This is a genomic window from Aeromonas sp. s8, assembly GCF_040907785.1.
GTDB lineage: Bacteria > Pseudomonadota > Gammaproteobacteria > Enterobacterales > Aeromonadaceae > Aeromonas > Aeromonas veronii.
The window spans coordinates 39,694-64,165 of sequence record NZ_JBFOCL010000042.1 but is presented as its reverse complement, the minus strand read 5'-3'; the positions used below and the strand labels follow the sequence as shown (position 1 = coordinate 64,165).

The window sequence follows — 24,472 nt, the reverse complement described above, 5'->3', positions numbered from 1 at the left end:
GACGCCATAGAAAAAGGGACCAGATTGGTCCCTTTTTTCATTTGATTGCTGGTTGCCGGTCAGGCGACAAACACCAGATAGACGGCGAATGCCACGATAAAGCGGTAGATGGCGAACGGGATAAAGTCGATGCGGCGGATCAATGTCAGGAAGGTCTTGATCGCAAACATCGCCACCACGAAGGCGGTGATAAAGCCCACTGCAAACATCGGGAAGTCGGCCATCGAAAGGAAATCGCGGCTCTTGTAGAGATCAAGCCCACTGGCCGCCACCATCATGGGCACCGCCATGATGAAGGAGAACTCGGCGGCGGCGTGACGGCTGATCCCCATCAGCATGCCACCACTGATGGTGGCGCCGGAGCGGGAGAAGCCTGGCCACAGGGCCAGACACTGGAACAGACCGATGCCGAACGCCTGCTTGTAGCTGATGTCATCCAGGTTTTCTGCTGTGACGGCCGGGCGGAACTTCTCGGCGATGATCAGCAGGATGCCCCCCGCGACCAGTGCGTACATTACGGTCTGTGGACCAAACAGGTTGGCCTTGATCCAGCTGTGGATGGCCAGACCGACCACGATGGCGGGCAGCATGCCGAGGATGACATGTACCAATGACAGGGTCGCGTGATCCCGGGACGGCTTCTGGCCAAAGTGGATGCCAATCAGGCCAAACAGGCGACGCCAGAAGACGGCGACCACGGCGAGGATGGAGCCCAGCTGGATCACCACTTCGAAAGTGGCAGCCTTGGGCCCTTCAAAGCCCAGCAGATGGCCGACGATAATCATGTGGCCGGTGGAGGAGACGGGGAGGAACTCGGTCAGCCCCTCGACGACGCCCAGAATAAAGGCGACCAGCAGGCTATAAGTGTCAGTCATCGAACAAACAATCCTTAACTTCGTTGATGTAAAAACGCCCCGGGAGGGTCTCGGGGCGGCTTATCTTGCTCGATAGTGACTGCCGAGGCTATGTAAAAATCATGAAACCTTTAAGTCAGTCGCGGATAAAACGGTAGCGGGTCTGGTGGTGATAACGCTCGCCAGGCTGCAGCCAGGGGTTGCCCAGCTCGGGGCGATTGGGGCTGTCCGGTAGCTGTTGCGCCTCAAGACAGAAGCCGTCGTGATCCCGGTGCGACAGGCCGCTGCGGTTCGGGGTATTGGCCAGCCAGTTGCCGGTGTAGAACTGCAGCGAGGGCTGGTTGGTATAGACCTCCATAGCCAACTGTCTGTCACCTGACACCACGCGAGCTGCCCACTTCTGCTCCGGTCCATTGAGCACAAAAGCGTGGTCGTATCCCTTGGCCTGTTGCTGCTGGGGATGGTTCAGCCAATCCTGGCCAATCAGGCGCTCGCGGCGCAGATCGAATGGCCCCTCCACCGGAGTGATGGTGATCGGCAAACCGTTCGGGTCGGTCGGCAGGAAGTGGTCGGCATTGATGCTGATGAGGTGGTCACGGATATCGCCGCCATCGGTTTGCCCATCGAGATTGAAGTAGGCGTGGCTGGTGAGGCTGACCGGGGTTGTGGCATCCGTGCTGGCCACAAAATCGACCACCAGATCGCTCTGCTCCAGCCGGTACTCCAGGGTGACCCGCAGATTGCTGGGAAATCCCTGATCCCCCGCCCGGGAGAGCAACGCCAGCTTGACCCGATCCGCCTCCAGCTCCCTGATTTGCCAGCGCTGGCGATGAAAGCCAGCCTGCCCGCCATGCAGGCAGTTGGGTGCCTGATTGGCATCCAGCGGCCAGCACTGTCCATCACGCACCAGCTCGGCGCCGCCAATGCGGTTGGCAAAACGCCCGGCCACCGCACCCAGCCACACCTGCTGGGTGGGATAGGCGTCGTCGGCACAGCCCAGCAGCACTTCACGGCGCTGACCAGCCACCGGCAGGGTGAGGGAGGTGAGGGTGGCGCCGAAGTCGAGGCCGCGCAGCCGCAGCCCCTCTTCATTTTCCAGCTCGAATGGGGTCATGGCGCTGATCATAACTTGCCTGCGCCGGTGTTGCCGATCCGGCAGACGTAGCCGTCGGCCTGCATCATAAATGGGCTCATAGTTTTCCTGCCCCCGCGCTGGCGCGGCAGACGTAGCAGTCGGCCTTGAGGCCCGAGATGGCCGGATACTCCGCCTCGACGGCGGCAATCACCTCGGCCACTTTCTCCGGGCGCAGCAGGGCGACCACGCAGCCGCCGAAGCCGCCGCCGGTCATCCGCACGCCGCCATCTGTGCCGATCCTGGCCTTGATGCTCTCCACCAGACCGTCGATGGCGGGCACTGTGATCTCGAAGTCATCGCGCATCGCGGCGTGCGACTCGGCCATCAGCTCGCCGAGGCGGGTCAGGTCGTGGCTGGCCAGCGCATCGGCGGCCGCCAGGGTGCGGGCGTTTTCCCCTACGATGTGGCGGGCACGGCGGTAGCAGGCCTCATCCAGCCCGGCTTTGCCCGCTTCCAGTCCGGCCAGATCGAGATCGCGCAGCGCCTTGACCCCGTAGTGACGGGCGGCCGCTTCACACTGCTGGCGACGAGTGTTGTATTCGCTGTCCACCAGACCGCGGCGCACATTGGAGTTGACGATCAGCACCGCCAGATCCGCAGGCATGGGGATGAGGCGAGTCTCCAGCGAGCGGCAGTCGAGCAGCAGGGCATGATCCGTTTTGCCGCTGGCGGAGATCATCTGATCCATGATGCCGCAGTTGCAGCCGACGAACTTGTTCTCCGCCTGCTGGCCGTTGAGGGCGATCTCGGCCTGGCTGATGTCGAGCCCCAGCGCCTCCTTGAAGGCCTGACCGATGGCCACTTCCAGTGAGGCGGAGGAGGAGAGTCCCGCCCCCTGCGGCACGTTGCCGGAGACCACCAAATCGAGGCCGCGCAGGGCATAGCCGCGCTCCTGCAGATACTTCACCACGCCGCGGATGTAGTCGCTCCAGCGCTGGTCGGCGTGGTGCTCGATGGGCTGGTCGAGGTCGAACAGGTCGCGCTGGTTGTCGTAGTCGGCGGCGATCACCTGCACTTGCCGGTCATCGCGCAGACCGATGGCGACGCAGGTCTCGTAGTCGATGGCGCAGGGCAGCACGAAGCCGTCATTGTAGTCGGTATGCTCACCGATGAGGTTGACGCGGCCGGGGGCGCGCACCAGCAGATCGGGCGCTTTGGCAAATTGCTCGGCAAAAACGGCGCTGACGCGTTGGCTGGGGGTCATAGGGCCTCCTCATTGGTGTGGCTGGTCTGGTTGTAGTGAATGGGGCTCAGAGCGCGCAGCCGCTCGGCGGCCTGCTCCGGAGTCAGGTCGCGCTGGGTTTCGGCCAGCATCTCGAAGCCGACCATAAATTTGCGCACGGTGGCGGAGCGCAGCAGGGGCGGATAGAAGTGGGCATGCAACTGCCACGCCTCGGGGCAATCCGAGTTGGGCGGCGCAAAGTGCCAGCCCATGGAGTAGGGGAAGCTGCACTCGAACAGGTTGTCGTAGCGGCTGGTGAGCTCCTTGAGCGCCACCGCCAGATCCTGTTGCTGGGCCTGGGTCAGGTTGAGCATGGAGGGGACGTGCGCCTTGGGCAGCAGCAGGGTTTCGAACGGCCAGGCGGCCCAGAAGGGGACGACGGCAAGCCAGTGCTCGGTCTCTACCACGATGCGAGAGCGATCCGCCAGCTCCCGCTCCACATACTCCAGCAGCATGGGGCGGCCGTGCTCGGCCAGCCAGCCGCGCTGGTGCTGCTCTTCGCGGGCGATCTCGTTGGGCAGGAAGTCGCTGCCCCAGATCTGGCCGTGGGGGTGCGGGTTGGAGCAGCCCATGACGGCCCCTTTGTTTTCAAATACCTGCACCCACTGCCACTGGGCCGACAGCTCGGCGACCTGATCGATCCAGGTGGTGATCACCCCTTCGATGGCGGGCAGCGGCAGCTCGGGCAGGGTCTTGCCGTGATCCGGCGAGAAGCAGATGACCCGGCTGGTGCCACGGGCGGCTTCCAGCTTCAGCAGAGGATCGCTGGCGCTATCGGCGGCCGGGGTATCCTGCATCAGGGCGGCGAAGTCGTTGGTAAAAACGAAGGTGCCCTTGTAGTCGGGGTTGATGTCACCGGTGACCCGGGTGTTGCCCGCGCAGAGGAAGCAGTCGGGATCGTGGGCCTGTTTGGGGGCCTGACTCACCTTCTCCACCTGTCCCTGCCAAGGGCGTTTGGCCCGGTGGGGGGAGACCAGCACATACTGGCCGGTCAGCGGGTTGAAGCGGCGATGGGGATGATCGACGGGGTTGAACATCATCTCTCCTGAATAAGGTATGGAAAAATAAAGTCGTTTATTAACAGGGAGCAGGCAGGCCTAATCCTCGTAACCGTTCGGGTTGGCGGATTGCCAGCGCCAGCTGTCGGCGCACATGGCGTCGATATTGCGGGTCGCCTGCCAGCCCAGTTCGCGCTCGGCCTTGGCCGGATCGGCCCAGCAGGCGGCGATATCGCCCGGGCGGCGCGGTTCGATGCGAAATGGCAGCGGCTTGCCACAGGCAGCAGAGAAAGCGGCGACCAGCTGCAACACGCTCTGGCCCTGACCTGTGCCCAAGTTGTAGGTGTGCACGCCACCTTTGCTGGCGCAGTGTTGCAGCGCCTTGACATGCCCTTCGGCGAGATCCATCACGTGGATGTAGTCGCGCACACCGGTGCCATCCGGGGTGGGGTAATCGTTTCCAAAGACAGACAGGCAGTCGCGACGGCCGATGGCGACCTGGGTGATATAGGGCATCAGGTTGTTGGGGATCCCCTGCGGGTCTTCACCCATGGTGCCCGATTCGTGGGCGCCGACCGGATTGAAGTAGCGCAGCAGGGTCATGCTCCAGTGCGGCTCGGCCAGCTGCAGATCTTCGAGGATCTCCTCGATGACCAGCTTGGATCGTCCGTAGGGGTTGGTGGCGCTGCGGGGGAAATCTTCGCGGATCGGCAGGCTGGCCGGATCGCCATAGACGGTGGCCGAGGAGCTGAACACCAGATTGTGCACATTGGCCCGCTTCATCGCCTGCAGCAGGGTGAGGGTGCCGCCGAGGTTGTTTTCGTAGTAATCCAGTGGAATGCGGGTCGATTCACCGACCGCCTTGAGGGCGGCAAAGTGGATCACTGCATCGATCTGTTGCTCGGCGAAGATCCGGTCCAGCAGGGCGGCATCGCGAATATCTCCTTGATAGAAAAAGGGTTGTTGGCCGCTGATGGCAGCGACTCGGGCCAGCACGCTGCGTTTGCTGTTGCCGAGGTTGTCGACCACCACGGGATTCATGCCTGCCGCTTGTAGGGCCAGACAGGTGTGGCTGCCGATATATCCGCAACCGCCGGTGACCAGAACGTTCATCTTGCTCTCCACTGAAAAGTGTCTGGAAGCAGTCTAGCCGAGGGTGTGGCGACCAAACTGTGAGCTTGCTTGCAAAACAGTGTAAACGATTACACTGTTTTTATGGTCATCCTGACGGCAGATATACGTTTCACCCCTGTTTTCAATGGGTTTGCTGGGTATAATGGCGCTCTATTGCACAGTGAAAGAAGTGAAAACAGCATGAGCACCATCAAGGATGTCGCCCGTTTGGCCAATGTGTCGGTGGCAACGGTTTCACGGGTGATGAACAACTCCCCCAAGGCCAGTGCCGCGTCTCGCGAAGTGGTGCAGAAGGCCATGGCTGAACTGGGCTACACCCCCAACGCCAACGCGCGGGCACTGGTCAGCCAGACTTGCGACACCATGGGGGTGGTGGTTGGTGACGTGGCGGATCCCTTCTTCGGTGCACTGGTGAAGGGGGTCTCCGGCATCGCCGTCGAGCAGAACCTTCACCTGCTGATGGGTAACGGTTTTCACAAGGCGCGTCAGGAGCGTGAGGCGATCGAGCTGCTGATCGGCAAGCGCTGCGAGGCGCTGGTGGTGCACAGCAAGGCGCTGAGCGACGAGGAACTTTACGATTACGCCATGCGGGTGCCCGGTATGGTGTTGATCAACCGCGATATTCCGGCCCTCAAGGGGCGCTGCATCGCCCTCAACAACCGGCTGGGTGCGGCTACGGCGACTCGCCACCTGATCGAACTGGGTCACCGCCATATCGCCTTTATCAGCTCGGATCATGCCATCGAGGATGCCACCTTGCGCCTGCAGGGCTATCAGGATGGATTGATGGAAGCCGGTCTGGCAGCCGATCCCGAGCTTATCGAGAGTGGCACGCCGAACGAGGAGGGGGGGGAACGTGCCATGCTCAACCTGCTGGCCAAGGGGCTCAAGGTGACCGCCGTGGTGGCCTATAACGATGCCATGGCGGCTGGCGCCATCTCCGTGTTGGCGGACAACGGCCTGCGAGTGCCGGAGGAGGTTTCGGTGGTGGGCTTCGATGACATCATCTATGCCAGATACCTGAGGCCCAAGCTCTCCACCATGCGCTATCCCATCGAGCTGATGGCGGCCCAGGCGGCCAAGCTGGCCATTCAGCTGGCGGCGGGGGAGAGTGACGCGACCCAGAGCAGGATCTATACCCCCACCCTGATCAATCGCCACTCGGTGGCACCGGTTCGGGCCGGATAGCCCCCTTTTGCGGCCCTGTTCGGGGCCATTTCTTGCACAGTTATTGTTTTACCTATTTTTAATCATTTTTACTCCGCTTTACTTAACAAAATCAGTGTAATCGTTTACATCTGTGTGAGCGAGATCGCCGTTCCCTGCGTCATACTTCTCTAGACTGAATACGTTTTCCAATCAGCAGGGAGAGAGTGAATGCTCAGGGAGATAGTGGCGCGTCAGGATTGGCAGACTCAGGCTATTACGTCGGTAAACCGGCTGGCAGCCCATACCCCCATGTTCAGCTGGCGCAGCGAAACGGATGCCAAGGGTGATCTGGCCTCTTCCTCCCGTCTCTTGCTCGATGGCGAGTGGCGCTTCTCCTTCTTTGCTGCTCCCGAATTGGTGCCCGAGAGTTGGCTGGCGCGGGATCTGGCGGATGCCACTCCCATTACCGTGCCGGGCAACTGGCAGCTGGATGCTGCCTATCCGGCTGCGCGGCCGCTCACCGATGGCCCCATCTACACCAATATCAAGTACCCCTTTCCCTGCGATCCACCGCGAGTGCCGGCAGAGAACCCCACCGGTTGCTACTCACGCGAGTTCGATCTGCCTGCCGGCTGGCTGGTAAGCGGACAGAGCCGGATCATCTTCGACGGGGTGAGCAGTGCCTTCCACCTTTTTTGCAACGGCCGCTGGGTAGGTTACTCCCAGGACAGCCGCCTGCCCGCCGAATTCGATCTGACTCCTTATCTGCACACCGGTCACAATCGGCTGGCTGTGCTGGTGCTGCGCTGGTCCGATGGCTCCTATCTGGAAGATCAGGATATGTGGTGGCTGTCGGGGATCTTCCGCTCCGTCAGCCTGCTGCACAAACCGTCCCGTCATCTTATGGATATGCGGGTGACCCCCGAGCTGGATGCCTGCTATCGGGATGGCCGTCTCAAGATTGCACTGCAGGTGGCTAATGGGGCCGGTTTGTCGGTGGAGGCCAATCTCTATGACGGTGGCGAGCGGGTTGCGACCCTGCGCCAGCCGATCGGCACCCAAGCCATTGATGAAAAAGGGGCGTATGACGATCGCGCCGAGTTCTGGCTCGATGTGGCTGCGCCGCGCAAGTGGAGCGCCGAGACGCCCCATCTCTATCGCTTCACCCTGACCCTGCTGGACGAGCAGGGCCAGGCTATCGAGAGTGAGGCATGTGATGTGGGCTTTCGGGTGGTGGAGATCCGTGGTGGCCTGCTGCGGGTCAACGGTCAGCCGCTGCTTGTTCGCGGTGCCAACCGCCATGAACACCATCCCGCCAAGGGTTATGCCATCGATCGCGCCACCATGGAGCGGGATCTGCTGCTGATAAAGCGGCACAACTTCAATGCGGTGCGCTGCTCCCACTATCCCAACCACCCCGACTTCTATCGCCTCTGCGATCGGCTCGGTCTCTATGTGGTGGACGAGGCGAATCTGGAGACCCACGGCATGACCCCCATGGGGCGGCTGGCGCGGGATCCCGCCTGGAGCAACGCCTTTCTGGAGCGGGCGACCCGCATGGTGGCACGGGATTTCAATCACCCCTCGATCATCATCTGGTCGCTCGGCAACGAGTCGGGTTACGGCCCGGCCCACGATGCCATGTATGGCTGGATCAAGCGCAGCGATCCGAGCCGTCCGGTGCAGTACGAGGGGGGCGGGGCCGATACCCCGGCCACCGATATCATCTGCCCCATGTATGCCAGAACCCATCAGGATCAACCCTTCCCGGCGGTGCCCAAGTGGGCGCTGGCCAAGTGGATTGGCCTGCCCGGCGAGAGCCGGCCGCTGATCCTCTGCGAGTACGCCCACGCCATGGGTAACAGCCTGGGGGGCTACGCCCACTACTGGCAGGCGTTTCGCGATCATCCACGCCTGCAAGGCGGGTTTGTCTGGGATTGGGTCGATCAGGGGCTCGACAAATACACCGCCGATGGTCGCCACTACTGGGGCTATGGCGGAGATTTTGGTGATGTGCAAAACGATCGCCAGTTCTGCTGCAACGGCCTGCTGTTCCCGGATCGCACTCCGCATCCAGCCCTGTTCGAGGCGAAGCGTGCCCAGCAACCGTTCCGCTTCACCCTGCTTGAGCGCACCCCGCTGCGGGTGAGGATCGAGAGCGAATACCTGTTCCGCTCCACCGATAACGAGCGGCTTTGCTGGCAACTGTGCGAGAACGGCCATGTGCAGCAGCAAGGGGAGGTTTCCCTTGAGCTGGCGCCACAGGGGGTGGTCGAGTTGACCCTGAGCGAGGCGTTGCCCACCTTTGCGGCAGGCTCACTGGTCTGGCTCGATCTGGCGATCGTTCAGCCACAGGCCACCCTCTGGTCGCAGGCGGATCACAAGGTCGCCCGTCAGCAGTTCACCCTGCCGACCCCCCTTGCCCTGCCTGCTCCTGCCGCTGCCGCCACCCTGACCGAACAGCCGGATGGCTGGCGGATCACTGCCGCCAACAGCCAGTGGTGGCTCGACAAGCAGAGCGGCCGCATCACCAGTTGGCAAAAATCGGGGCAGGAGCAGCTGCTGGCGCCGATCATGGATCACTTCTACCGCGCGCCGCTCGACAACGACATCGGCACCAGCGAAGCGGATCACGCCGACCCCGACTCCTGGATTGCTCGCTGGCAGGCGTGTGGTCTCGGTCAGTGGCAGCACCGCTGTCTGGGGATCGCGGTCGCCGGAGGGGATATCCGGGTCAGCCATGGCTACTTCCATCACGATGAGCTGCTGCTGGTGAGTTACTGGCATCACCGCTTTACCGACGATGGCGCCATGAGCCTGGAGATAGAGACCGAGCTGGCGCAGGCGCTGCCTTCACTGCCGCGGATTGGCCTGTTGCTTCATCTGGCCGAGGTACCGGCGCGAGCCGAATGGCTGGGGCGTGGCCCTCACGAGAACTATCCGGATCGCCTGCTGGGTGCCGATCTTGGGCGCTGGAGTCTGCCGCTGGAGGCGATGCATACACCTTATATCTTCCCGAGTGACAACGGCTTGCGCTGCGATACCCGCCAGTTGCAGTTGGGCAGCACGACGGTGAGCGGCAACTTCCATTTCAGTGCCAGCCGCTTCAGTCAGCAACAGCTGGCCGCTGCTCGTCACCAGAGCGATCTGGTGGCCGAAGCTGGGCTGTGGGTCTGTCTCGATGGCGCCCACATGGGGGTGGGGGGGGATGACTCCTGGAGTCAGAGCGTGCGTCCCGAGTATCAACTGCTTGAGCGCCGTTACCGTTGGAGCTGCACTCTCCGTTAATCCAGCTATTGAAGCGACTGTCGAGCCAGTGCGCCATTTTGACAACAGACCAGTAACGACTAGCCTCAATGCTGTGGGAAAGATTGAGTCTCAAATCTGATTTTTATTTATATGTATTTGAAAAATAAATATAAAGTTTCAATGTAACAGAGTGTAAACGTTTTCATTTTGTCGTCATGATCACAGAAGAAATGACAACAAACTGATTACATTGATTGGCGCTTGCTCAATTGCTCGCCACCCTACAACACAGATAGACACATCGGAGCACACATAATGAAAAAACTGACCACAGTTGCCGCCCTGCTGATGGGCATGATGGCTGGAGCCAATGCCCAGGCTGACACCCGTATCGGGGTAACCGTCTACAAGTACGACGACAACTTCATGGCGGTCGTGCGCAAGGCCATCGAGAAGGAGGCGGCAGCCACTCCGGGGGTGGAACTGCTGATGAACGACTCCCAGAACGACCAGTCCAAGCAGAACGACCAGATCGATGTGCTGCTGGCCAAAGGGGTGAAGGCGCTGGCCATCAACCTGGTTGACCCGGCTGCGGCACCGGTGGTGATTGAGAAAGCCCGTGGCGAAGATATCCCGGTGGTCTTCTACAACAAGGAGCCGAGCGCTACCGATCTGGCCAGCTACGACAAGGCCTACTACGTGGGCACCGACTCCAAGGAGTCAGGGATCATCCAGGGTCAGCTGATTGCCAAACACTGGAAAGCCCATCCGGAGTGGGATCTGAACAAGGATGGCGTGATCCAGTTCGTGCTGCTGAAAGGGGAGCCGGGCCACCCGGATGCCGAAGCGCGCACCTCCTACGTGGTCAAGACCCTGAACGATGGTGGCGTCAAGACCGAGCAACTGCACATGGATACCGGTATGTGGGATACCGCCATGGCGAAAGACAAGATGGATGCCTGGATCTCCGGCCCCAACGCCAACAAGATCGAAGTGGTCATCGCCAACAACGACGGCATGGCAATGGGTGCAGTCGAGTCACTGAAAGCCCAGGGCAAGACTGCCATTCCGGTATTCGGCGTCGATGCGCTGCCGGAAGCGTTGGCCATGGTCAAGAGCGGTGCCATGGCGGGTACCGTGCTGAACGATGCGGCCAACCAGGCCAAAGCCACCTTCGAGCTGACCAAGAACCTGGCTGAAGGCAAACCGGCCGGTGAAGGCACCAAGTGGAATATCGTCGACAAGGTAGTGCGTGTTGCCTACGTCGGTGTGGATAAAGACAACCTGTCCCAATTCGAGTAATTCCCTCCTCCAGGGCAAGGGAGATCCCCTTGCCCTTTTTTCAACCAGATGTGATGGCTGATATGACAACACAGCAACAATCAGAATGGCTGTTGGAGATGATTGACGTCAGTAAGAGCTTTCCCGGCGTCAAGGCACTCGATAATGTCAATTTACGGGTCCGTCCTCATTCTGTGCATGCGTTGATGGGCGAGAACGGAGCGGGAAAATCCACACTGCTCAAGTGCCTGTTCGGCATTTACGAGAAGGATCAGGGCAAGATCTTCTTCAAGGGGCAGGAGATCAACTTCACCTCCTCCAAAGAGGCGCTGGAAAATGGCGTCTCCATGGTGCATCAGGAGCTCAACCTGGTGCTGCAGCGTACCGTGATGGACAACATGTGGCTCGGCCGCTACCCCACCAAGGGGTGGTTTATCGACCACGGCAAGATGTATGACGACACCAAGCGCATCTTCGATGAGCTGGATATCGACATCGACCCCAAGGTGAAGGTCGCGACCCTGTCGGTCTCCCAGATGCAGATGATCGAGATCGCCAAGGCGTTCTCCTACGACGCCAAGATCGTCATCATGGACGAACCCACCTCCTCCCTGACCGAGAAAGAGGTGAACCACCTCTTCAAGATCATCAACAAGTTGAAGGATAAGGGGTGCGGCATCGTCTACATCTCTCACAAGATGGAGGAGATCTTCCAGCTCTGTGACGAGATCACCATATTGCGGGATGGCCAGTGGGTGGCAACCCAGCCGCTCAAGGGCATGACCATGGATCAGATCATCGGCATGATGGTCGGCCGTGAGCTGACCCAGCGCTTCCCTGAAAAAACCAACCAGCCGAAAGAGGTGATCCTCGAGATCGAACACCTGACGGCGAAGAACCAGCCCTCCATTCAGGATGTGACCTTCAACCTGCACAAGGGGGAGATCCTCGGCATCGCCGGACTGGTGGGGGCCAAGCGCACCGATATCGTCGAGACCCTGTTCGGCATTCGTGATCGCAGTCAGGGCAGCATCAAGCTGCACGGCAAAGAGGTAGCCAACCACAACGCCCACGAAGCGATCCGCAACGGCTTTGCGCTGGTGACGGAAGAGCGCCGCTCCACCGGTATCTACTCCCGGCTCGATATCGCCTTCAACTCCCTGATCGCCAACATGGACAGCTACAAGGGCTCCATGGGGTTGCTCAGCGACAACAAGATGAAGAGCGATACCCAGTGGGTGATCGACTCCATGCGGGTCAAGACGCCGACCCAGCAGACCCAGATCGGTTCCCTCTCCGGGGGCAACCAGCAGAAGGTGATCATCGGTCGCTGGCTGCTGACCCAGCCGGAGATCCTGATGCTCGACGAGCCCACCCGCGGCATCGACGTCGGGGCCAAGTTCGAGATCTACCAGCTCATCCTGGAGCTGGCGAAGAAGGACAAAGGGATCATCATCATCTCGTCAGAGATGCCGGAATTGCTGGGGATCACCGACCGCATCATGGTGATGAGCAATGGCCGGGTCGCCGGGATCGTCAATACCAAAGAAACTGACCAGAGCGAGATACTGCGCCTGGCATCTCTGTACCTCTAGAGACAGGAAGACATTTATGGAGTCGGCTAAAAATTTCAATCTGATGCAGGCGCTCAAGGAAAACGCCATCTATCTGGTGCTGCTGGTGCTGCTCATGGTCATCGTGATCCAGGAGCCCTCCTTCCTGAGCCTCACCAACTTCAGCAACATCCTGACCCAGTCCTCGGTGCGGGTCATCATAGCGCTGGGGGTGGCGGGCATCATTATCACTCAGGGGACGGATCTCTCGGCCGGTCGTCAGGTTGGTCTGGCGGCACTCATAGCAGCAACCATGTTGCAGGCGCTGACCAACGTCAACAAGGTGTTCCCGACGCTGGGAGAGGTGCCCATTCCTGCGGTGATCCTGCTGGTGTGTGTGGTGGGTGCCCTGATTGGTCTGGTCAACGGTCTCATCGTGGCCTATCTGAACGTTACCCCGTTCATTACCACCCTGGGCACCATGATCATCGTCTACGGTATCAACTCCCTCTACTTTGACTCGGTCGGGGCCTCGCCGGTGGCCGGGTTTGACCCTCGCTTCTCCAGCTTCGCCCAAGGGTTTATCCGGATAGGAGGATTCAAGCTCTCCTATCTTACCTTCTACGCGGCCATCGCCAGCGTCTTTGTCTGGGTGCTGTGGAACAAGACCCGCTTTGGCAAAAACATCTTCGCCATCGGCGGCAACCCCGAGGCGGCCAAGGTCTCCGGCGTCAACGTGGCGGTCAATCTGGTGATGATCTATGCGCTGGCAGGGGTCTTCTACGCCTTCGGCGGCATGCTGGAAGCGGGCCGTATCGGTAGCGCCACCAACAACCTCGGCTTCATGTACGAGCTGGATGCCATCGCGGCGTGCGTGGTGGGCGGGGTGTCGTTTGCTGGCGGGGTGGGAACGGTCGCGGGTGTGATTACCGGCGTACTTATCTTCACCCTGATCAACTATGGCTTGACCTATATCGGCGTCAGCCCTTACTGGCAGTTCATCATCAAGGGCGGCATCATCATTCTGGCGGTGGCCCTGGACTCCATGAAGTACGCCAAGAAGAAATAACGATTGGCAGAGAGGGTTGGCGTTGCCAGCCCTCTCTTCTGGAGGGAACCCATGCCATTCAAGGTCAAGATTTACCTCTTGCTGCTACTGGCCATTCTGGTCACCATCGGCACCGCCGGGCTCAGTGTCAACCACTTCATCAGTGGCTACATTCGCACTCAGGCCACCCACAACATCACCGAGCAGATCACCCTGGTCAAAGAGAAGCTGGCCAGCGACATCAATCAGAAAATCCTGTTGGCCGCCAACCTCAACTTCGGGGTGACCAACGTCAAGAAGACCCTGCAAGAGACCGGCTTTCACAACATCGTCAAGGTGATCGGCGACATGGCCTTCGACGTGAGCGGGGTCATCAACGATACGGCCAAGGTCGATGCCCTGCGCAAGCTGATCCCTGCCGCCAACAACCAGATCACCGTCAGCCCGCTGCAACAGGTGGATGGCAAGCCGGTCATCACCATTCTGGTGCCGCGCGGTGCTGATTCTGCCTATCTCTACTACCTCGACATGAGCGAGTTCAAAAGCCTGCTGGAGAAGATGAGTGGCGATGGCCGCTACTTCTCGCTGGCCGACAGTCAGGGCGGCAGCCTCTATGACAGCAAGCCGCAAGGGGAGAGTGAAGCGCGCCCCAACCAGCTGGATATTCGCGGCAGCAGCTGGACGCTGACCGGCTACATCGACCTCGATTACATCCGGGCCATGACCCAGGCCCTCAACGGCCAGATCATCATGGCGCTGTGCGGCGTGGCGATCGTGGTGATGGTGCTGGCGATGCTGGCACTCAACGTGGCCTATCACCCCATTCTCTCGTTGCGGGATCTGGTGCTGGATCTCTCCCGCGGCAGCGGCGATCTCACCCGCCGGTTGGCGGTAACCAGCAAGGATGACCTTGGCCAGATCTCGGCCGGGATCAACCGCTTTATCGAGCGGCTGCAGGAGATGATGGGGGAGGTGCGGCAGGCGAGCGGTCAACTCAACAGCGGCATTGCCGGATTGGCCAGCCAGACCGGCGCCGCCCAGTCCCTGCTGGCGGAGCATGTGCGCGAGACCGAGCAGGTAGTGACCGCCATCAACGAGATGAGCCGCACCGCGGTCTCCGTCTCCGAGAGTGCGGCCAGCACCGCCCAGCTCACCGGCCAGAGTCAGCAGCTGGCGAGCCAGTCCCGTCAGGTGGTGGATCAGGCGATGGCCAGCGTGATGGCGCTGGTGGACGAAGTGGAAGCCACTGCCCGCTCCATCGAGGCGATGCAGCAGGATGTGCAGCAGATTGGCTCCGTGCTGGGGGTGATCGGCAGCATTGCCGAACAGACCAACCTGCTGGCGCTCAATGCCGCCATCGAGGCGGCCCGCGCTGGTGAACAGGGGCGCGGTTTTGCGGTGGTGGCAGACGAGGTGCGCTCCCTCGCGGCCCGTACCCAGCAGAGCACAGCCGAGATCCAGACCATGCTGGTCAGTCTGCAGCGGGGCACCCGCACTGTGGTGGATGCCATGGGCAACACCAAGCAGAGCTGTCAGGGGGCGGCCGAGAACACCACCCGGGTCAACGAGTCGCTGGATCTGATGGCCGGAGAAGTGGTGGAGATCAACGATCTCATCAGCCATATCGCCACGGCGGCGGAGCAGCAGAGCGCGGTGGCCGAAGAGATCAATCGCAACATGAGCGCCATCGCTGAAGTGATCCGCCAGCTGACCCACAATGGCGAAGCGACGGTCGCCAGCTCCGTGGCGATGCAGCAGACCTACGACCGGCTGCGGGAGATAGTGGGTCACTTCCGGCTGGAGTGAGGCCGGTGTTCAGTCAATAACAAAACAGGGCCATCCGGCCCTGTTGTTGTTTTCCCGTCTGCCTGAATCAACCGGCCTTGCGGCGCAGATAGACCCCGGCTTCCATGTGATGGGTCCAGGGGAACTGGTCGAACAGGGCGAAACGGGCGATCTCGTGGGTTTCGCCCAGCACGGCCATGTTGGCCTGCAGGGTCTCGGGGTTGCAGGAGATGTAGAGGATGTTGTCGTACTCCTGCACCAGCTTGACGGTGGCATCATCGAGACCGGCGCGGGGCGGGTCGACGAAGATGGTGTTGCACTGGTAGCTCTTGAGATCGACCCCCTTGAGGCGGTTGAACTCCCGCTCACCACGCATCGCCATGGTGAACTCCTCTGCCGACATGCGCAGGATGATCAGGTTGTCGACGCCGTTGGCGGCGATGTTGAACTGGGCGGAGTCGACGCTCGGCTTGGCGATTTCGGTGGCCAGCACCTTGCGGAAGTTCTGCGCCAGCGCGATGGAGAAGTTGCCGTTGCCGCAATAGAGCTCCAGCAGGTCCCCTTCGCTCCCCTTGGTCACATCCAGCGCCCAGGCCAGCATCTGCTCGTTGATGGCGGCGTTGGGCTGGGTGAAGCTGTTCTCCACCTGCTTGTAGATGAGCTGGCGACCCGCCACGTTGAGCTGTTCGATGACGAAGTCATCCCCCAGACAGATTTTCTGCTTGTGGGCGCGGCCAATCAATTGTAGCTCGAACCCCTTGGCGCGCAGATCGGCCTGCAGCGCTTCGGCGGCTTGTTGCCATTCGGCCTCCAGCTTGCGGTGATAGAGCAGGCTGACAATAATCTGGCCGGACTGGGTGGAGAGGTAGTCGATCTGGAACAGCTTGCGGCGCAGCACCGGGTGTGGGCGCAGCCCCTCCAGCAGCAGCGGCATCAACTGGTTGATGAGGCGGCTGGCGGTAGGGAAGTGGTCTATCTTGATGATCTCTTTGGTCGCCGGGGCATACATGCAGTGGAAGAGGTCATCCCCTTCATGCCAGATGCGAAATTCGGCGCGCATCCGGTAGTACTCCGCCGGCGAGCTGTGCACTTCCAGCGCCGGGAGGGTGAAGCCGGCAAACAGCTCGGTGAGGCGAGCGCGCTTTTCGTCGAGTTGGGCCTGATAGTCGGCCGCGGTTCTGGGCGCTGGAGCGTTCGCGGAAGGCTGTTGGGATTGGGTCATAAATACCTCACATGCACACCGGCCGGGCCGGGTCGAAATCGGGGGAAGGCAACAGGCCACCCAAAGGGGCCCGATTTTAAAAGCCAGCCGCAGATTGTCCAGCATTTTGTGGTCAAGAAGTGTTCAGTCAGGCCGATAGCTGATCTACAGGCATGGTGGGAGGACACATTATGCAGATCGAAGGCGTGGGCGCAGCCCAACCCAAGGGAGTGGGTGTTTCTCCCAAATCGCCCCAACAGGCGGAGCAGAAACAGGTCAAGAGCGAGGAGGAGGTCTCCTTGCACAAGCCGCCCAAGTGGGCGCAGGTGCTGATCCAGCAGGCATTGCAGTTCTCGCTGGAGATCAACGGCCAGGGCTATCAGGCGCCGAAGGTGAAAGAGCCCGAGGAGATCACGCCGGAGACCCTGTTCGACTTCCAGTCGGTGGCTGACAACGTGCTGCAGTTTGTGACCGGGCGGCTTGGCGCCGCACGGGCCGATGGCAAATCCGACGACGACCTGACCGGGATGATGGAGCAGGCCCGCAAAGGGGTCGACAAGGGCTTTGACGAGGCGAAGAAGCAGCTCGGCAAGTGGGCGACTGACAACGACGATATCAAAACCGGTATCGATCAGAGCTACAAGCTGATCCAGAAAGGGCTCGAGGAGTTCGAGAAGGAGTTCTTCGGCAAGATTTCTCCGACCGACATGGGACAGGCCGAGATGGCCAGTCGCCAGCAGGGGTATCTGGAGATCCAGACCAAGGATGGCGACAAGGTGGTGCTGCGCTTCAACGATAGCTGGCAGACCAAGTCCCAGAGCAGCGAGAGCGGCAGCCAGTTCAGCCTCAAGTCGAGCCAGAGCTTCAGCTTCTCGCTGGAGGGAGATCTCAGCAGCGACGAGATGGAGTCCATCGGCAAGCTGGTCAAGGGAATCGATGAGCTGGCGGGGAGCTTCTTCTCCGGCAACTTCGAGGATCTGCTGGATAAGGCGAATGAACTGAAGCTGGATGACAGTCAGCTGGCCTCCTACTCCCTCAAACTCAAGCAGAGCGTCAAGTTGAGCCAGACCTATCAGGGGGCCAGCTCCCTGCAGGATCTGCTCAAGCCGTTTGCCGAATACCTGCCCAAGCTGGATCAGGTGCAGAAACAGGCGGATAGCCTGCTGCCACCATCCCAGCAACAAGCGCTGACCCCGGCCGTGCTGGCCGCGAGAGGTGAAGAGGAACCGGCGCAGGTCGATCGCTTCACCAGCTTCAACCAGCGGATGCTGGAGGCGCTGCGGATGATCAGCCAGTTCCAGCCCTCCACCGAGCCCGCCAGCAAGCGCGTCTGAGCCACAGCGCGTTACGCAAGTAATGACCTGCCGTTTGCCAGCCCTTCCCGGGGCTGGCAAACTGGCCTTTTCTCCAATCCGGTTGCCCCATGAACCCCAAGAAGCCAAGAGACAAGCGCGAGCTCTGCTACCCCTTTATCTTCGAAACCTCGTTCAAATGTGATTTTGAAATCGCCACCGACGAGCTCTGCTGTCAGGTCGGGGCCGTGCTGTCACACCTTGCGCCGGATGCGGATACCGAGCCCATGCTGGCGGATCTCGCGGCGTTGCAGCGACTTATCTACAACCTAAACGGCTCGGTACGCGGCAAGCTGGGGATCTTCGATGCAGATCTTGAGTGGCTCAAGGCCCGTTACGACCACTACAACGAGGCGAGTCGCGGCAGCGTCACCGGTTTTGTGTTGCCACAGGGGCCGCAGCCCATTCCCACCCTCCATCTGTGCCGCTGCGGCAGCAAGAAGGTGGTGCGGCTGCTGGTCAGGCTGGAAGAGAGCGAGGTGGCCTTCGATCCCATTCTCTATCGCTTCGCCAACCTGCTGGCCAACTTCTTCTTCGTGCTCACCGTCTACCTCAAGCAGCGCTGGCAGGTGCCGGAAGTGCCCTACGTCAGCATCAACTACTGATGGCGGCTGGTTAGGGGCCAGACGTCATGGTGGATTGAATGGAATAAAAAACCGGAGCCTTGGGCTCCGGTTTTGTTTTTCAGCGCGTCAGTTGCCCGCTCAGCTGGAGATCAGCACTCTGGCCGAGTTGGCGGGGATGGTGAGCTGCACCTCGCCCTGCACCACTTCAAACTTCTCGCCGTTGAAGGCGTCAGTGAAGCGGCTGGCAGGGCTGGCGGTCTGCCACAGGGGCAGGCTGATGGTGCGCGGCTCACTCGGGTGGCGGTTGCAAGCCACCACCACCTGATCGCTTTGCAGGGTACGGGCGAACACATAGCTGTGGGGCCCGGCGTAGAGGGTCTGGATATCGCCACGGCGCAGGGAAGGGCGCTGGCGGCGGATCTGGATCAGCCGACGATAGTGGTCGTGCAGCACGTGATCCCAGTCTGTGGTATCCCACGGGAAGCAGCGGCGGCAGTCCGGGTCGTTGCCGCCGGAGAGCCCCACTTCATCGCCGTAGTAGATGGAGGGCACGCCGATATAGGTGAGCAGCAGGGTGGCGGCCAGCTGCATCCGCTGCTTGTCTTCACCCAGCAGATGGAGGAAACGGGCTGTGTCGTGGCTGTCCAGCAGGTTGAACTGGGCCAGCTGGTTCTTGAACGGGATGTGGGCCCGCGCCAGCTTGAGCCAGCGATCCATCTCTTCGGCGCTGATCTTGATGGGGTGGTAGGCGATGTCCTTGCCAGCTAGGAAGGCGCGGATCGGATGGGCGAAGCCGTAGTAGTTCATGGCGCCGTCCTCCTGATCCCCTTGCAGCCACTGGCTCGCCTCGAAGAAGTGTTCGCCGAGCACATAGGCGTCCGGGTTCTCCTGCTTCACTGCCCCGCGAATGGCGCGCACGTGACTGCGATTGCCCTCGGCGGTGCCGCGCTCGCCCAGCATGTGGATGACGTCAAAGCGCCAGCCATCGATCTGGTAGGGGGCGCGCATCCAGTAACGGAGGATGGCGTCGTCTGCCCGATAGACGGCGTCCTGCACCTTCTCGCAGGAGAAGTCCAGCTTGGGCAGGCTGCGAATGCCCTTCCAGCTGACGTAATCCCCTTCCTTATCAAAGGTGTAGAAGCTGCGCCACGGGGAGTCCGGGTTGCTCTGGGCCCCCAGTGGCGGGCAGAACCAGGGGTGCTCGGTAGAGGTGTGGTTGACCACCGCATCGAGGATGATCTTCATACCGCGCTGGTGCAGGTTGCGGGTCAGCTCGGCGAACTGCTCGTTGCTGCCGAGGTGGGCATCCACCTTGAAGTAGTCCTGGGTGTCGTACTTGTGGTTGCTCGGCGAATCGAAGATGGGGTTGAGGTAGAGCGCCGTCACCCCGAGGGATTGCAGGTAGTGCAGCTTGGCATCGATGCCCGCCAGATCGCCGCCGTAAAATTCGCAGGCGCCGTGGCCCTCTTCGTGGCGACTGACCGGTTCGCCCCACGCCTTGCTGATCACCGCTTTGCCGCGATATTCGTACTCGTGATGCTTGACGCTCAGCGACGGATCGCCGTTGCAGAAACGGTCGGGGAAGATCTGGTAGAACACCTGATCCTGCACCCAGGCCGGTGGCTGGTGCAGGCTGTTGAAGCGAAAATGTTGCTCCCGTGGCGGCATGGACGCGCTGACGCCCGCCCCGTGCAGCCACCACTGCTCCTCGTCGGTGAGGCACTTGAAGCTGTAGAGGTGGATATCCTGTCCCTTGATGAGCGGCAGGGTCGCCTGCCACACCTGCAGCCGATCGCGGGTGGAGACCGCCGTCATCGGGATCAGGTACTCCTCGTTATCCGGCTCGTGGCGCAGCCACACCTCGCGGATCGGCGCATCCAGCTCGCTAAAGAGGGTCAATTGCAGTGCGTCGGCGCTCTCTTTGAACCAGGGCGCCACCTGGGGATGAAACAGAAACGGATGGGTCATGATGCTTATTGAGTCAGAAGATCGGCGAGGGCATTACCCTGTTCATGCAATGTTTCGAGCTGGCCTGCCAGCGACTTGGGATCCAGTCCCAACTGGTCGGCGAGCGGTTTGGGGAAGCGGGCGATGATGGCCTGGGCAGGCACGCCCGCGTTCCAGGCGAAGGAGATAAACACGGCGAGGCGGATTAGCACCGCCTCCTTGCTGACCGGATCGTGGGAGAGCGGGTCAAGCTGTTGGGAGATGGCATCGACGAAGGCCTCGGAGAGGTGCCAGCGCCGCGCCAGCTCGGCACCGAGCTGGGCATAGTCGTAGCCCAGCATCTCCCGCTGGGCCTCGACCCGGCTGCTGCCGTTCTGGAGCGCCATGTTGATGAGCTCGGCCTCTTCCGGCAAGGTGCTCTGGATAAGCAGCTCGCCGATGTTGTGTATCAGGGCGCAGGTGAAGGCGGTCTCGGGATCCATCACCTTGGCCTCTTGGGCCAGGGTTTTGGCGATGGTGGCGACCTGGAAGGTCTCGGTCCAGAACTTGTTCTTGTCGAAGCTGGGCGGGGCCTTGAAGGTGCCGATGATGCCGGAGGCGACCACCACGGAGCGCAGCCGGTTGAAGCCGAGCCGGATCACCGCCTGTTCGATGGAGGTCACTTCGTTGCCCCGGCGCAGGGCGGCCGAGTTGGCCATCCGCAGCACCTTGACGCTGATCACCTGATCCATGGCGATCTTGGCCGCAATCTCGTCGATGCGGGCATTCTCGTCGTTGAAGCTCTGCATCAACTCGTGCAGCAGCTTGGGAATAGTGGGGAGTTGTTTGATCTTGTCAAACAGGCGATCCATCGACATGGCTGAGGCAGCCTCCATTGCGAACTCTGCCTCATATTGTGCCACAGCCGGACAACATGTTCCTGTTTGTGATGCGGCTTTGTGAGCGCTAGAACACCCAGTCGCGCAAGGTGTATTCCAAACGGTGCTGTTTGCCCTGCAGGATCAGGTTCTGACTGGTGCCGCTCAAGGTCGCCCCCTCGGTAAGGGTGGTCAGTACAGCCTGTTCGATAGTGTCGAGCGGTGGCATGCAGGCCATTTCGGTGCTGCCCAGACTGGTGACCCACAGTTTGTCATCTTCCAGATGGCCCTGACCGAAGTAGCGGTTGCAACCGGCGATGCCGTTGACGGTGAAGTGCTCGCCGATCTCGAAATCGGGGGGATTGTCGCGGGGGGCCTTGATCGGTTCGCCATCCAGTTTGCTCAGTACCCAGTGGTGGTGTTGCAGATCTTGCTGAACAAAGGCGGTCGAGCTGCAGCCAGCGAGCAGTAACAGGGGGATCAGCAACAAAAAGGGCAATCTGGGCATGAGGGGGCTCCGGTTGGGGGAGCGTCAAGAATACCCTTTTTGGGCAGTCGGGAGCAGGGCGGAAGAGGGGACGACCGACCGCTTCTGTCGCCCCTTGTCCCGCGCGACTGTCGCTTAATGGCAACACACGGGTGATGTTGCCATCGATTTACGCTATCTCAGGGCTCAGTTGGCGAACAGCCGCTCGGCATAACGGGCAAGACCGGCAGCCACCGAGCCGAAGTCATCGCCACCCTCAAGCGGGATGGAGGGGAGCTTCTGGCGGATAAAGCTGGCGATCAGCGGCGAGCGGGCGCTACCACCGGTGACGAAGATGCGATCCGGCTGCACACCGGCGGCGGCAATCGCTTCGTCCATCAGCTCGCCAATCTTCTCCAGCAGCAGGGCCGAGGCGTTGGCCAGCTGTTCGCGGGTCAGTTCCGCTTCCAACCCTTTTTCCAGCTCGGCCAGCGACTGGCGATTGAGTTCCTGCTCCGAGAGGGCGATCTTGCCCTGCTCGGCACGCCATACCAGCTGGTGGCTCAGCTTGTGGGCCCGCAGGCTGGCCAGACGCCCCAGCTTGCTGCCGGGCTGGCTGTCGAGCTGCAGATCCTGCAGCTGGCGGGCGGTGTCGAGGCTGTAGAAGCGGCTCTGGGCGCTGACGTCGTTGATGGCGGCCGCATCCCAGAACAGCGGATGGGGCAGCGGCTTGCCGGTCTTGAGGGTCTCGTGCATGCCGAGCAGCGGCATCATCCCCTCCACCGTCAGGCGGATATCGAAGTCGTTGCCGCCGATCCGCTGGCCGCTGTGGCCGAGCAGATCGCCGCTGCGATCCAGCTGATCGCGGTAGCTGGGGCCCATTCGCAGCATGGAGCAGTCGGTGGTACCGCCGCCGATATCCACCACCAGCACCACGGCGTCTTCGGTGAGGCGCGCCTCGAATTCAAACCCGGCGGCCACCGGCTCGTAGAGGAACTCCACCTGCTCGAAACCGGCCAGACGGGCCGCCTCGGTCAGGATGGCGATAGCTTGCTGGTTGCTCTCTTCCCCCGCCAGACCCTGGAAGTTGACCGGTCGGCCGATCACCGCCTGGCGGATCGGGGCGCCGAGCTGCTGCTCCGCCTGCTGGCGGACATGGAGCATCATGGCGCAGACGATGTCTTCAAACAGGGCGATCTGGGGGGCCTTGAGGCCATAGGCACCGAGGAAGGATTTCGGCGATTTGATGTAGTAGCCGTCGTCCGGCTCTTCCAGATAGCGCTCCAGCGCGGCACCGCCAAAGCTCAGCTCGTCGATCAGTCCCTCTTCGCGCATCTGGCGGCGAACCATCTGGGCGCGGGTGACCACGGGGCCACGCAGCTTGAGGTACTCCGCCTGCTGGGCGGGGGCCAGCCCTTCGGCCAACAGACCGGCGATAGCATCCCGGTGGGGGGCATGCAGGGTGGAGGGGAGATAGCGGGATGCACCAAGATTCAGCAGCCTGGGGCTACCTTGTTCCATCACGGCCACGGCACAGTTGGAGGTGCCGTAATCAAATCCGATAAACATGGGCGCCAGACTCCTGAATAAAAAAGGGGGGCTAGCCTACCCGAAGGCGCCGGGTCTCACAACCCGGCGCGTGACGAAGAGAGGGCGAGCCCCTATTCCACTTCGTTGTCGCAGCGGCCCTGGCTCTCGATGGCGCGGATATTGCCGAGGGTGGTATCGGCGATGGCGTGCAGCGCCTCGCGGGTCAGGAACGCCTGATGGCCGGTGAACAGCACGTTGTGGCAGGCAGACAGGCGGCGGAACACGTCATCGGTGATCACTTCGTTGGACTTGTCGGAGAAGAAGAGATCCTCTTCCTCTTCGTAGACGTCCAGCCCCAGAGCACCGATACGGGAGGTTTTGAGCGCCTCGATGGCCGCGTTGGAATCGAGCAGGCCGCCACGACTGGTGTTGATGATCATCACCCCGTCCTTCATCTTGGCGAATGCCTCCTTGTTCAACAGGTGGTAGTTCTCTTTGAACAGCGGGCAGTGCAGGCTGATGATGTCGGATTGGCGGAACAGGGTATCGAGATCCACGTACTCGGCTCCCAGCTCGATGGCTGCCGGATTCTGGTAAGGATCGTTGACCAGCAGGCGAACCCCGAAGCCCTTGAGGATGCGCAGGGCGGCCAGACCGATCTTGCCGGTGCCGATGACGCCAACGGTCTTGCCATGCATGTTGAAGCCGACCAGCCCTTCCAGCGAGAAGTTGGCGTCACGGGTGCGCTGATAAGCCTTATGGATGCGGCGGTTGAGGCACATCATCATGCCGACAGCATGCTCGGCGGTCGCCTCGGGGGAGTAGGCGGGCACTCGCACCACTTTCAGCCCCAGCTCTTTGGCGGCGGCCAGATCCACGTTGTTGTAACCGGCGCAGCGCAGGGCGATCATCTGGGTACCGTTGGCAGCCAGTTCGGTCAATACCTCGCGGTCAGCATCGTCATTGACGAACAGACACACCACCGGGAAGCCGTGAGCCAGTCGGGCCGTTTTGGCCTCCAGCCGCACATCGAAAAACTCCAGGTCGAAGCCGTACTGGCTGTTGGCTTGGTTGAAATGCTCTTTGTCATAGCTCTTGGTACTGAATACGGCGACTTTCATGGTATGTGCTCCGCAGCGTGTGTG

At 61.2% G+C, this 24,472-nt stretch carries 19 protein-coding genes; 8 read left to right on the top strand and 11 right to left on the bottom strand.

Features of this window, described 5'->3' with window-relative positions:
• Positions 1 to 59: 59 nt before the first annotated feature.
• From bacA to galE, 5 genes are all read right to left on the bottom strand, one after another.
• Positions 60 to 875, bottom strand: coding sequence for an undecaprenyl-diphosphate phosphatase (gene bacA, locus AB5Y86_RS14615; protein WP_368193179.1), 816 nt, complete (start codon positions 873 to 875; stop codon positions 60 to 62).
• A 115-nt stretch (positions 876 to 990) separates the two neighbouring features.
• Entirely contained in the window at positions 991 to 1,980 is a 990-nt protein-coding gene (gene galM, locus AB5Y86_RS14610) for a galactose-1-epimerase (protein WP_368193177.1), read from the bottom strand.
• 64 nt (positions 1,981 to 2,044) lie between these two features.
• Positions 2,045 to 3,193: a galactokinase gene (galK, locus tag AB5Y86_RS14605; protein WP_368193175.1), complete on the bottom strand. Its 1,149-nt coding sequence runs from the start codon at positions 3,191 to 3,193 to the stop codon at positions 2,045 to 2,047.
• A complete protein-coding gene (locus tag AB5Y86_RS14600) occupies positions 3,190 to 4,248 on the bottom strand; it encodes a UDP-glucose--hexose-1-phosphate uridylyltransferase (protein WP_368193212.1) in 1,059 nt (352 codons plus the stop codon). The genes galK and AB5Y86_RS14600 overlap by 4 nt, the downstream gene beginning before the upstream one ends.
• 60 nt (positions 4,249 to 4,308) lie before the next feature.
• Positions 4,309 to 5,322 (bottom strand): UDP-glucose 4-epimerase GalE, encoded by a 1,014-nt coding sequence (galE, locus tag AB5Y86_RS14595; protein WP_368193174.1) that lies wholly within the window; start codon positions 5,320 to 5,322, stop codon positions 4,309 to 4,311.
• 201 nt (positions 5,323 to 5,523) lie between these two features.
• On the opposite strand from galE, the gene AB5Y86_RS14590 reads away from it, so the two are divergent.
• The 6 genes from AB5Y86_RS14590 to AB5Y86_RS14565 all read left to right on the top strand — a co-directional run bounded on the left by AB5Y86_RS14590 (position 5,524) and on the right by AB5Y86_RS14565 (position 15,429).
• Positions 5,524 to 6,531: a substrate-binding domain-containing protein gene (locus AB5Y86_RS14590; protein ID WP_041915397.1), complete on the top strand. Its 1,008-nt coding sequence runs from the start codon at positions 5,524 to 5,526 to the stop codon at positions 6,529 to 6,531.
• Between the two features lie 189 nt (positions 6,532 to 6,720).
• Positions 6,721 to 9,780, top strand: a complete 3,060-nt coding sequence (locus tag AB5Y86_RS14585) for a beta-galactosidase (RefSeq protein ID WP_368193172.1) — start codon at positions 6,721 to 6,723, stop codon at positions 9,778 to 9,780.
• Positions 9,781 to 10,056: 276 nt separating this feature from the next.
• Positions 10,057 to 11,043, top strand: coding sequence for a galactose/glucose ABC transporter substrate-binding protein MglB (mglB, locus tag AB5Y86_RS14580; RefSeq protein WP_005340747.1), 987 nt, complete (start codon positions 10,057 to 10,059; stop codon positions 11,041 to 11,043).
• Positions 11,044 to 11,096: 53 nt separating this feature from the next.
• A complete protein-coding gene (gene mglA / locus AB5Y86_RS14575; RefSeq protein ID WP_033136359.1) occupies positions 11,097 to 12,617 on the top strand; it encodes a galactose/methyl galactoside ABC transporter ATP-binding protein MglA in 1,521 nt (506 codons plus the stop codon).
• 16 nt (positions 12,618 to 12,633) lie between these two features.
• Positions 12,634 to 13,644, top strand: a complete 1,011-nt coding sequence (gene mglC, locus AB5Y86_RS14570; protein ID WP_005342585.1) for a galactose/methyl galactoside ABC transporter permease MglC — start codon at positions 12,634 to 12,636, stop codon at positions 13,642 to 13,644.
• A gap of 51 nt (positions 13,645 to 13,695) precedes the next feature.
• Positions 13,696 to 15,429: a methyl-accepting chemotaxis protein gene (locus tag AB5Y86_RS14565; protein ID WP_368193171.1), complete on the top strand. Its 1,734-nt coding sequence runs from the start codon at positions 13,696 to 13,698 to the stop codon at positions 15,427 to 15,429.
• Between the two features lie 67 nt (positions 15,430 to 15,496).
• On the opposite strand, the gene trmA is transcribed toward AB5Y86_RS14565, so the two are convergent.
• Entirely contained in the window at positions 15,497 to 16,630 is a 1,134-nt protein-coding gene (gene trmA, locus AB5Y86_RS14560; RefSeq protein WP_005356965.1) for a tRNA (uridine(54)-C5)-methyltransferase TrmA, read from the bottom strand.
• A 170-nt stretch (positions 16,631 to 16,800) separates the two neighbouring features.
• Here trmA and AB5Y86_RS14555 point away from each other — a divergent pair, with 170 nt between their 5' ends.
• Positions 16,801 to 17,943, top strand: a complete 1,143-nt coding sequence (locus tag AB5Y86_RS14555; RefSeq protein ID WP_368193169.1) for a DUF5610 domain-containing protein — start codon at positions 16,801 to 16,803, stop codon at positions 17,941 to 17,943.
• A gap of 89 nt (positions 17,944 to 18,032) precedes the next feature.
• On the top strand, positions 18,033 to 18,566 hold the full coding sequence (locus tag AB5Y86_RS14550) for a cobalamin adenosyltransferase (RefSeq protein ID WP_058059398.1): 534 nt from the start codon (positions 18,033 to 18,035) through the stop codon (positions 18,564 to 18,566).
• Between the two features lie 99 nt (positions 18,567 to 18,665).
• Here AB5Y86_RS14550 and malZ read toward each other — a convergent pair whose 3' ends face one another.
• The 5 genes from malZ to AB5Y86_RS14525 all read right to left on the bottom strand — a co-directional run bounded on the left by malZ (position 18,666) and on the right by AB5Y86_RS14525 (position 24,448).
• A complete protein-coding gene (gene malZ, locus AB5Y86_RS14545) occupies positions 18,666 to 20,495 on the bottom strand; it encodes a maltodextrin glucosidase (RefSeq protein ID WP_021230752.1) in 1,830 nt (609 codons plus the stop codon).
• Between the two features lie 5 nt (positions 20,496 to 20,500).
• Positions 20,501 to 21,349: an HDOD domain-containing protein gene (locus AB5Y86_RS14540; RefSeq protein WP_368193167.1), complete on the bottom strand. Its 849-nt coding sequence runs from the start codon at positions 21,347 to 21,349 to the stop codon at positions 20,501 to 20,503.
• Between the two features lie 70 nt (positions 21,350 to 21,419).
• Positions 21,420 to 21,839 carry an META domain-containing protein gene (locus tag AB5Y86_RS14535; protein ID WP_058056398.1) on the bottom strand — a complete coding sequence of 140 codons (420 nt, stop codon included), beginning with the start codon at positions 21,837 to 21,839 and terminating at the stop codon, positions 21,420 to 21,422.
• Positions 21,840 to 22,004: 165 nt separating this feature from the next.
• The gene (yegD, locus tag AB5Y86_RS14530; protein WP_064339148.1) at positions 22,005 to 23,366 is read right to left on the bottom strand and encodes a molecular chaperone; all 1,362 of its coding nucleotides are present in this window, start codon (positions 23,364 to 23,366) and stop codon (positions 22,005 to 22,007) included.
• 92 nt (positions 23,367 to 23,458) lie between these two features.
• Entirely contained in the window at positions 23,459 to 24,448 is a 990-nt protein-coding gene (locus AB5Y86_RS14525) for a 2-hydroxyacid dehydrogenase (RefSeq protein WP_368193165.1), read from the bottom strand.
• Between the last annotated feature and the right edge of the window lie 24 nt (positions 24,449 to 24,472).

Coding starts and splice junctions, on each gene's coding strand:
- AB5Y86_RS14535 (WP_058056398.1), bottom strand. CDS start 21,839: ATGCCCAGATTGCCCTTTTTGTTGCTGATCCCCCTGTTACTGCTCGCT.
- AB5Y86_RS14600 (WP_368193212.1), bottom strand. CDS start 4,248: ATGTTCAACCCCGTCGATCATCCCCATCGCCGCTTCAACCCGCTGACC.
- AB5Y86_RS14540 (WP_368193167.1), bottom strand. CDS start 21,349: ATGGAGGCTGCCTCAGCCATGTCGATGGATCGCCTGTTTGACAAGATC.
- galK (WP_368193175.1), bottom strand. CDS start 3,193: ATGACCCCCAGCCAACGCGTCAGCGCCGTTTTTGCCGAGCAATTTGCC.
- galM (WP_368193177.1), bottom strand. CDS start 1,980: ATGATCAGCGCCATGACCCCATTCGAGCTGGAAAATGAAGAGGGGCTG.
- mglC (WP_005342585.1), top strand. CDS start 12,634: ATGGAGTCGGCTAAAAATTTCAATCTGATGCAGGCGCTCAAGGAAAAC.
- galE (WP_368193174.1), bottom strand. CDS start 5,322: ATGAACGTTCTGGTCACCGGCGGTTGCGGATATATCGGCAGCCACACC.
- AB5Y86_RS14585 (WP_368193172.1), top strand. CDS start 6,721: ATGCTCAGGGAGATAGTGGCGCGTCAGGATTGGCAGACTCAGGCTATT.
- trmA (WP_005356965.1), bottom strand. CDS start 16,630: ATGACCCAATCCCAACAGCCTTCCGCGAACGCTCCAGCGCCCAGAACC.
- yegD (WP_064339148.1), bottom strand. CDS start 23,366: ATGTTTATCGGATTTGATTACGGCACCTCCAACTGTGCCGTGGCCGTG.
- malZ (WP_021230752.1), bottom strand. CDS start 20,495: ATGACCCATCCGTTTCTGTTTCATCCCCAGGTGGCGCCCTGGTTCAAA.
- AB5Y86_RS14555 (WP_368193169.1), top strand. CDS start 16,801: ATGCAGATCGAAGGCGTGGGCGCAGCCCAACCCAAGGGAGTGGGTGTT.
- AB5Y86_RS14525 (WP_368193165.1), bottom strand. CDS start 24,448: ATGAAAGTCGCCGTATTCAGTACCAAGAGCTATGACAAAGAGCATTTC.
- AB5Y86_RS14590 (WP_041915397.1), top strand. CDS start 5,524: ATGAGCACCATCAAGGATGTCGCCCGTTTGGCCAATGTGTCGGTGGCA.
- AB5Y86_RS14550 (WP_058059398.1), top strand. CDS start 18,033: ATGAACCCCAAGAAGCCAAGAGACAAGCGCGAGCTCTGCTACCCCTTT.
- bacA (WP_368193179.1), bottom strand. CDS start 875: ATGACTGACACTTATAGCCTGCTGGTCGCCTTTATTCTGGGCGTCGTC.
- mglA (WP_033136359.1), top strand. CDS start 11,097: ATGGCTGATATGACAACACAGCAACAATCAGAATGGCTGTTGGAGATG.
- AB5Y86_RS14565 (WP_368193171.1), top strand. CDS start 13,696: ATGCCATTCAAGGTCAAGATTTACCTCTTGCTGCTACTGGCCATTCTG.
- mglB (WP_005340747.1), top strand. CDS start 10,057: ATGAAAAAACTGACCACAGTTGCCGCCCTGCTGATGGGCATGATGGCT.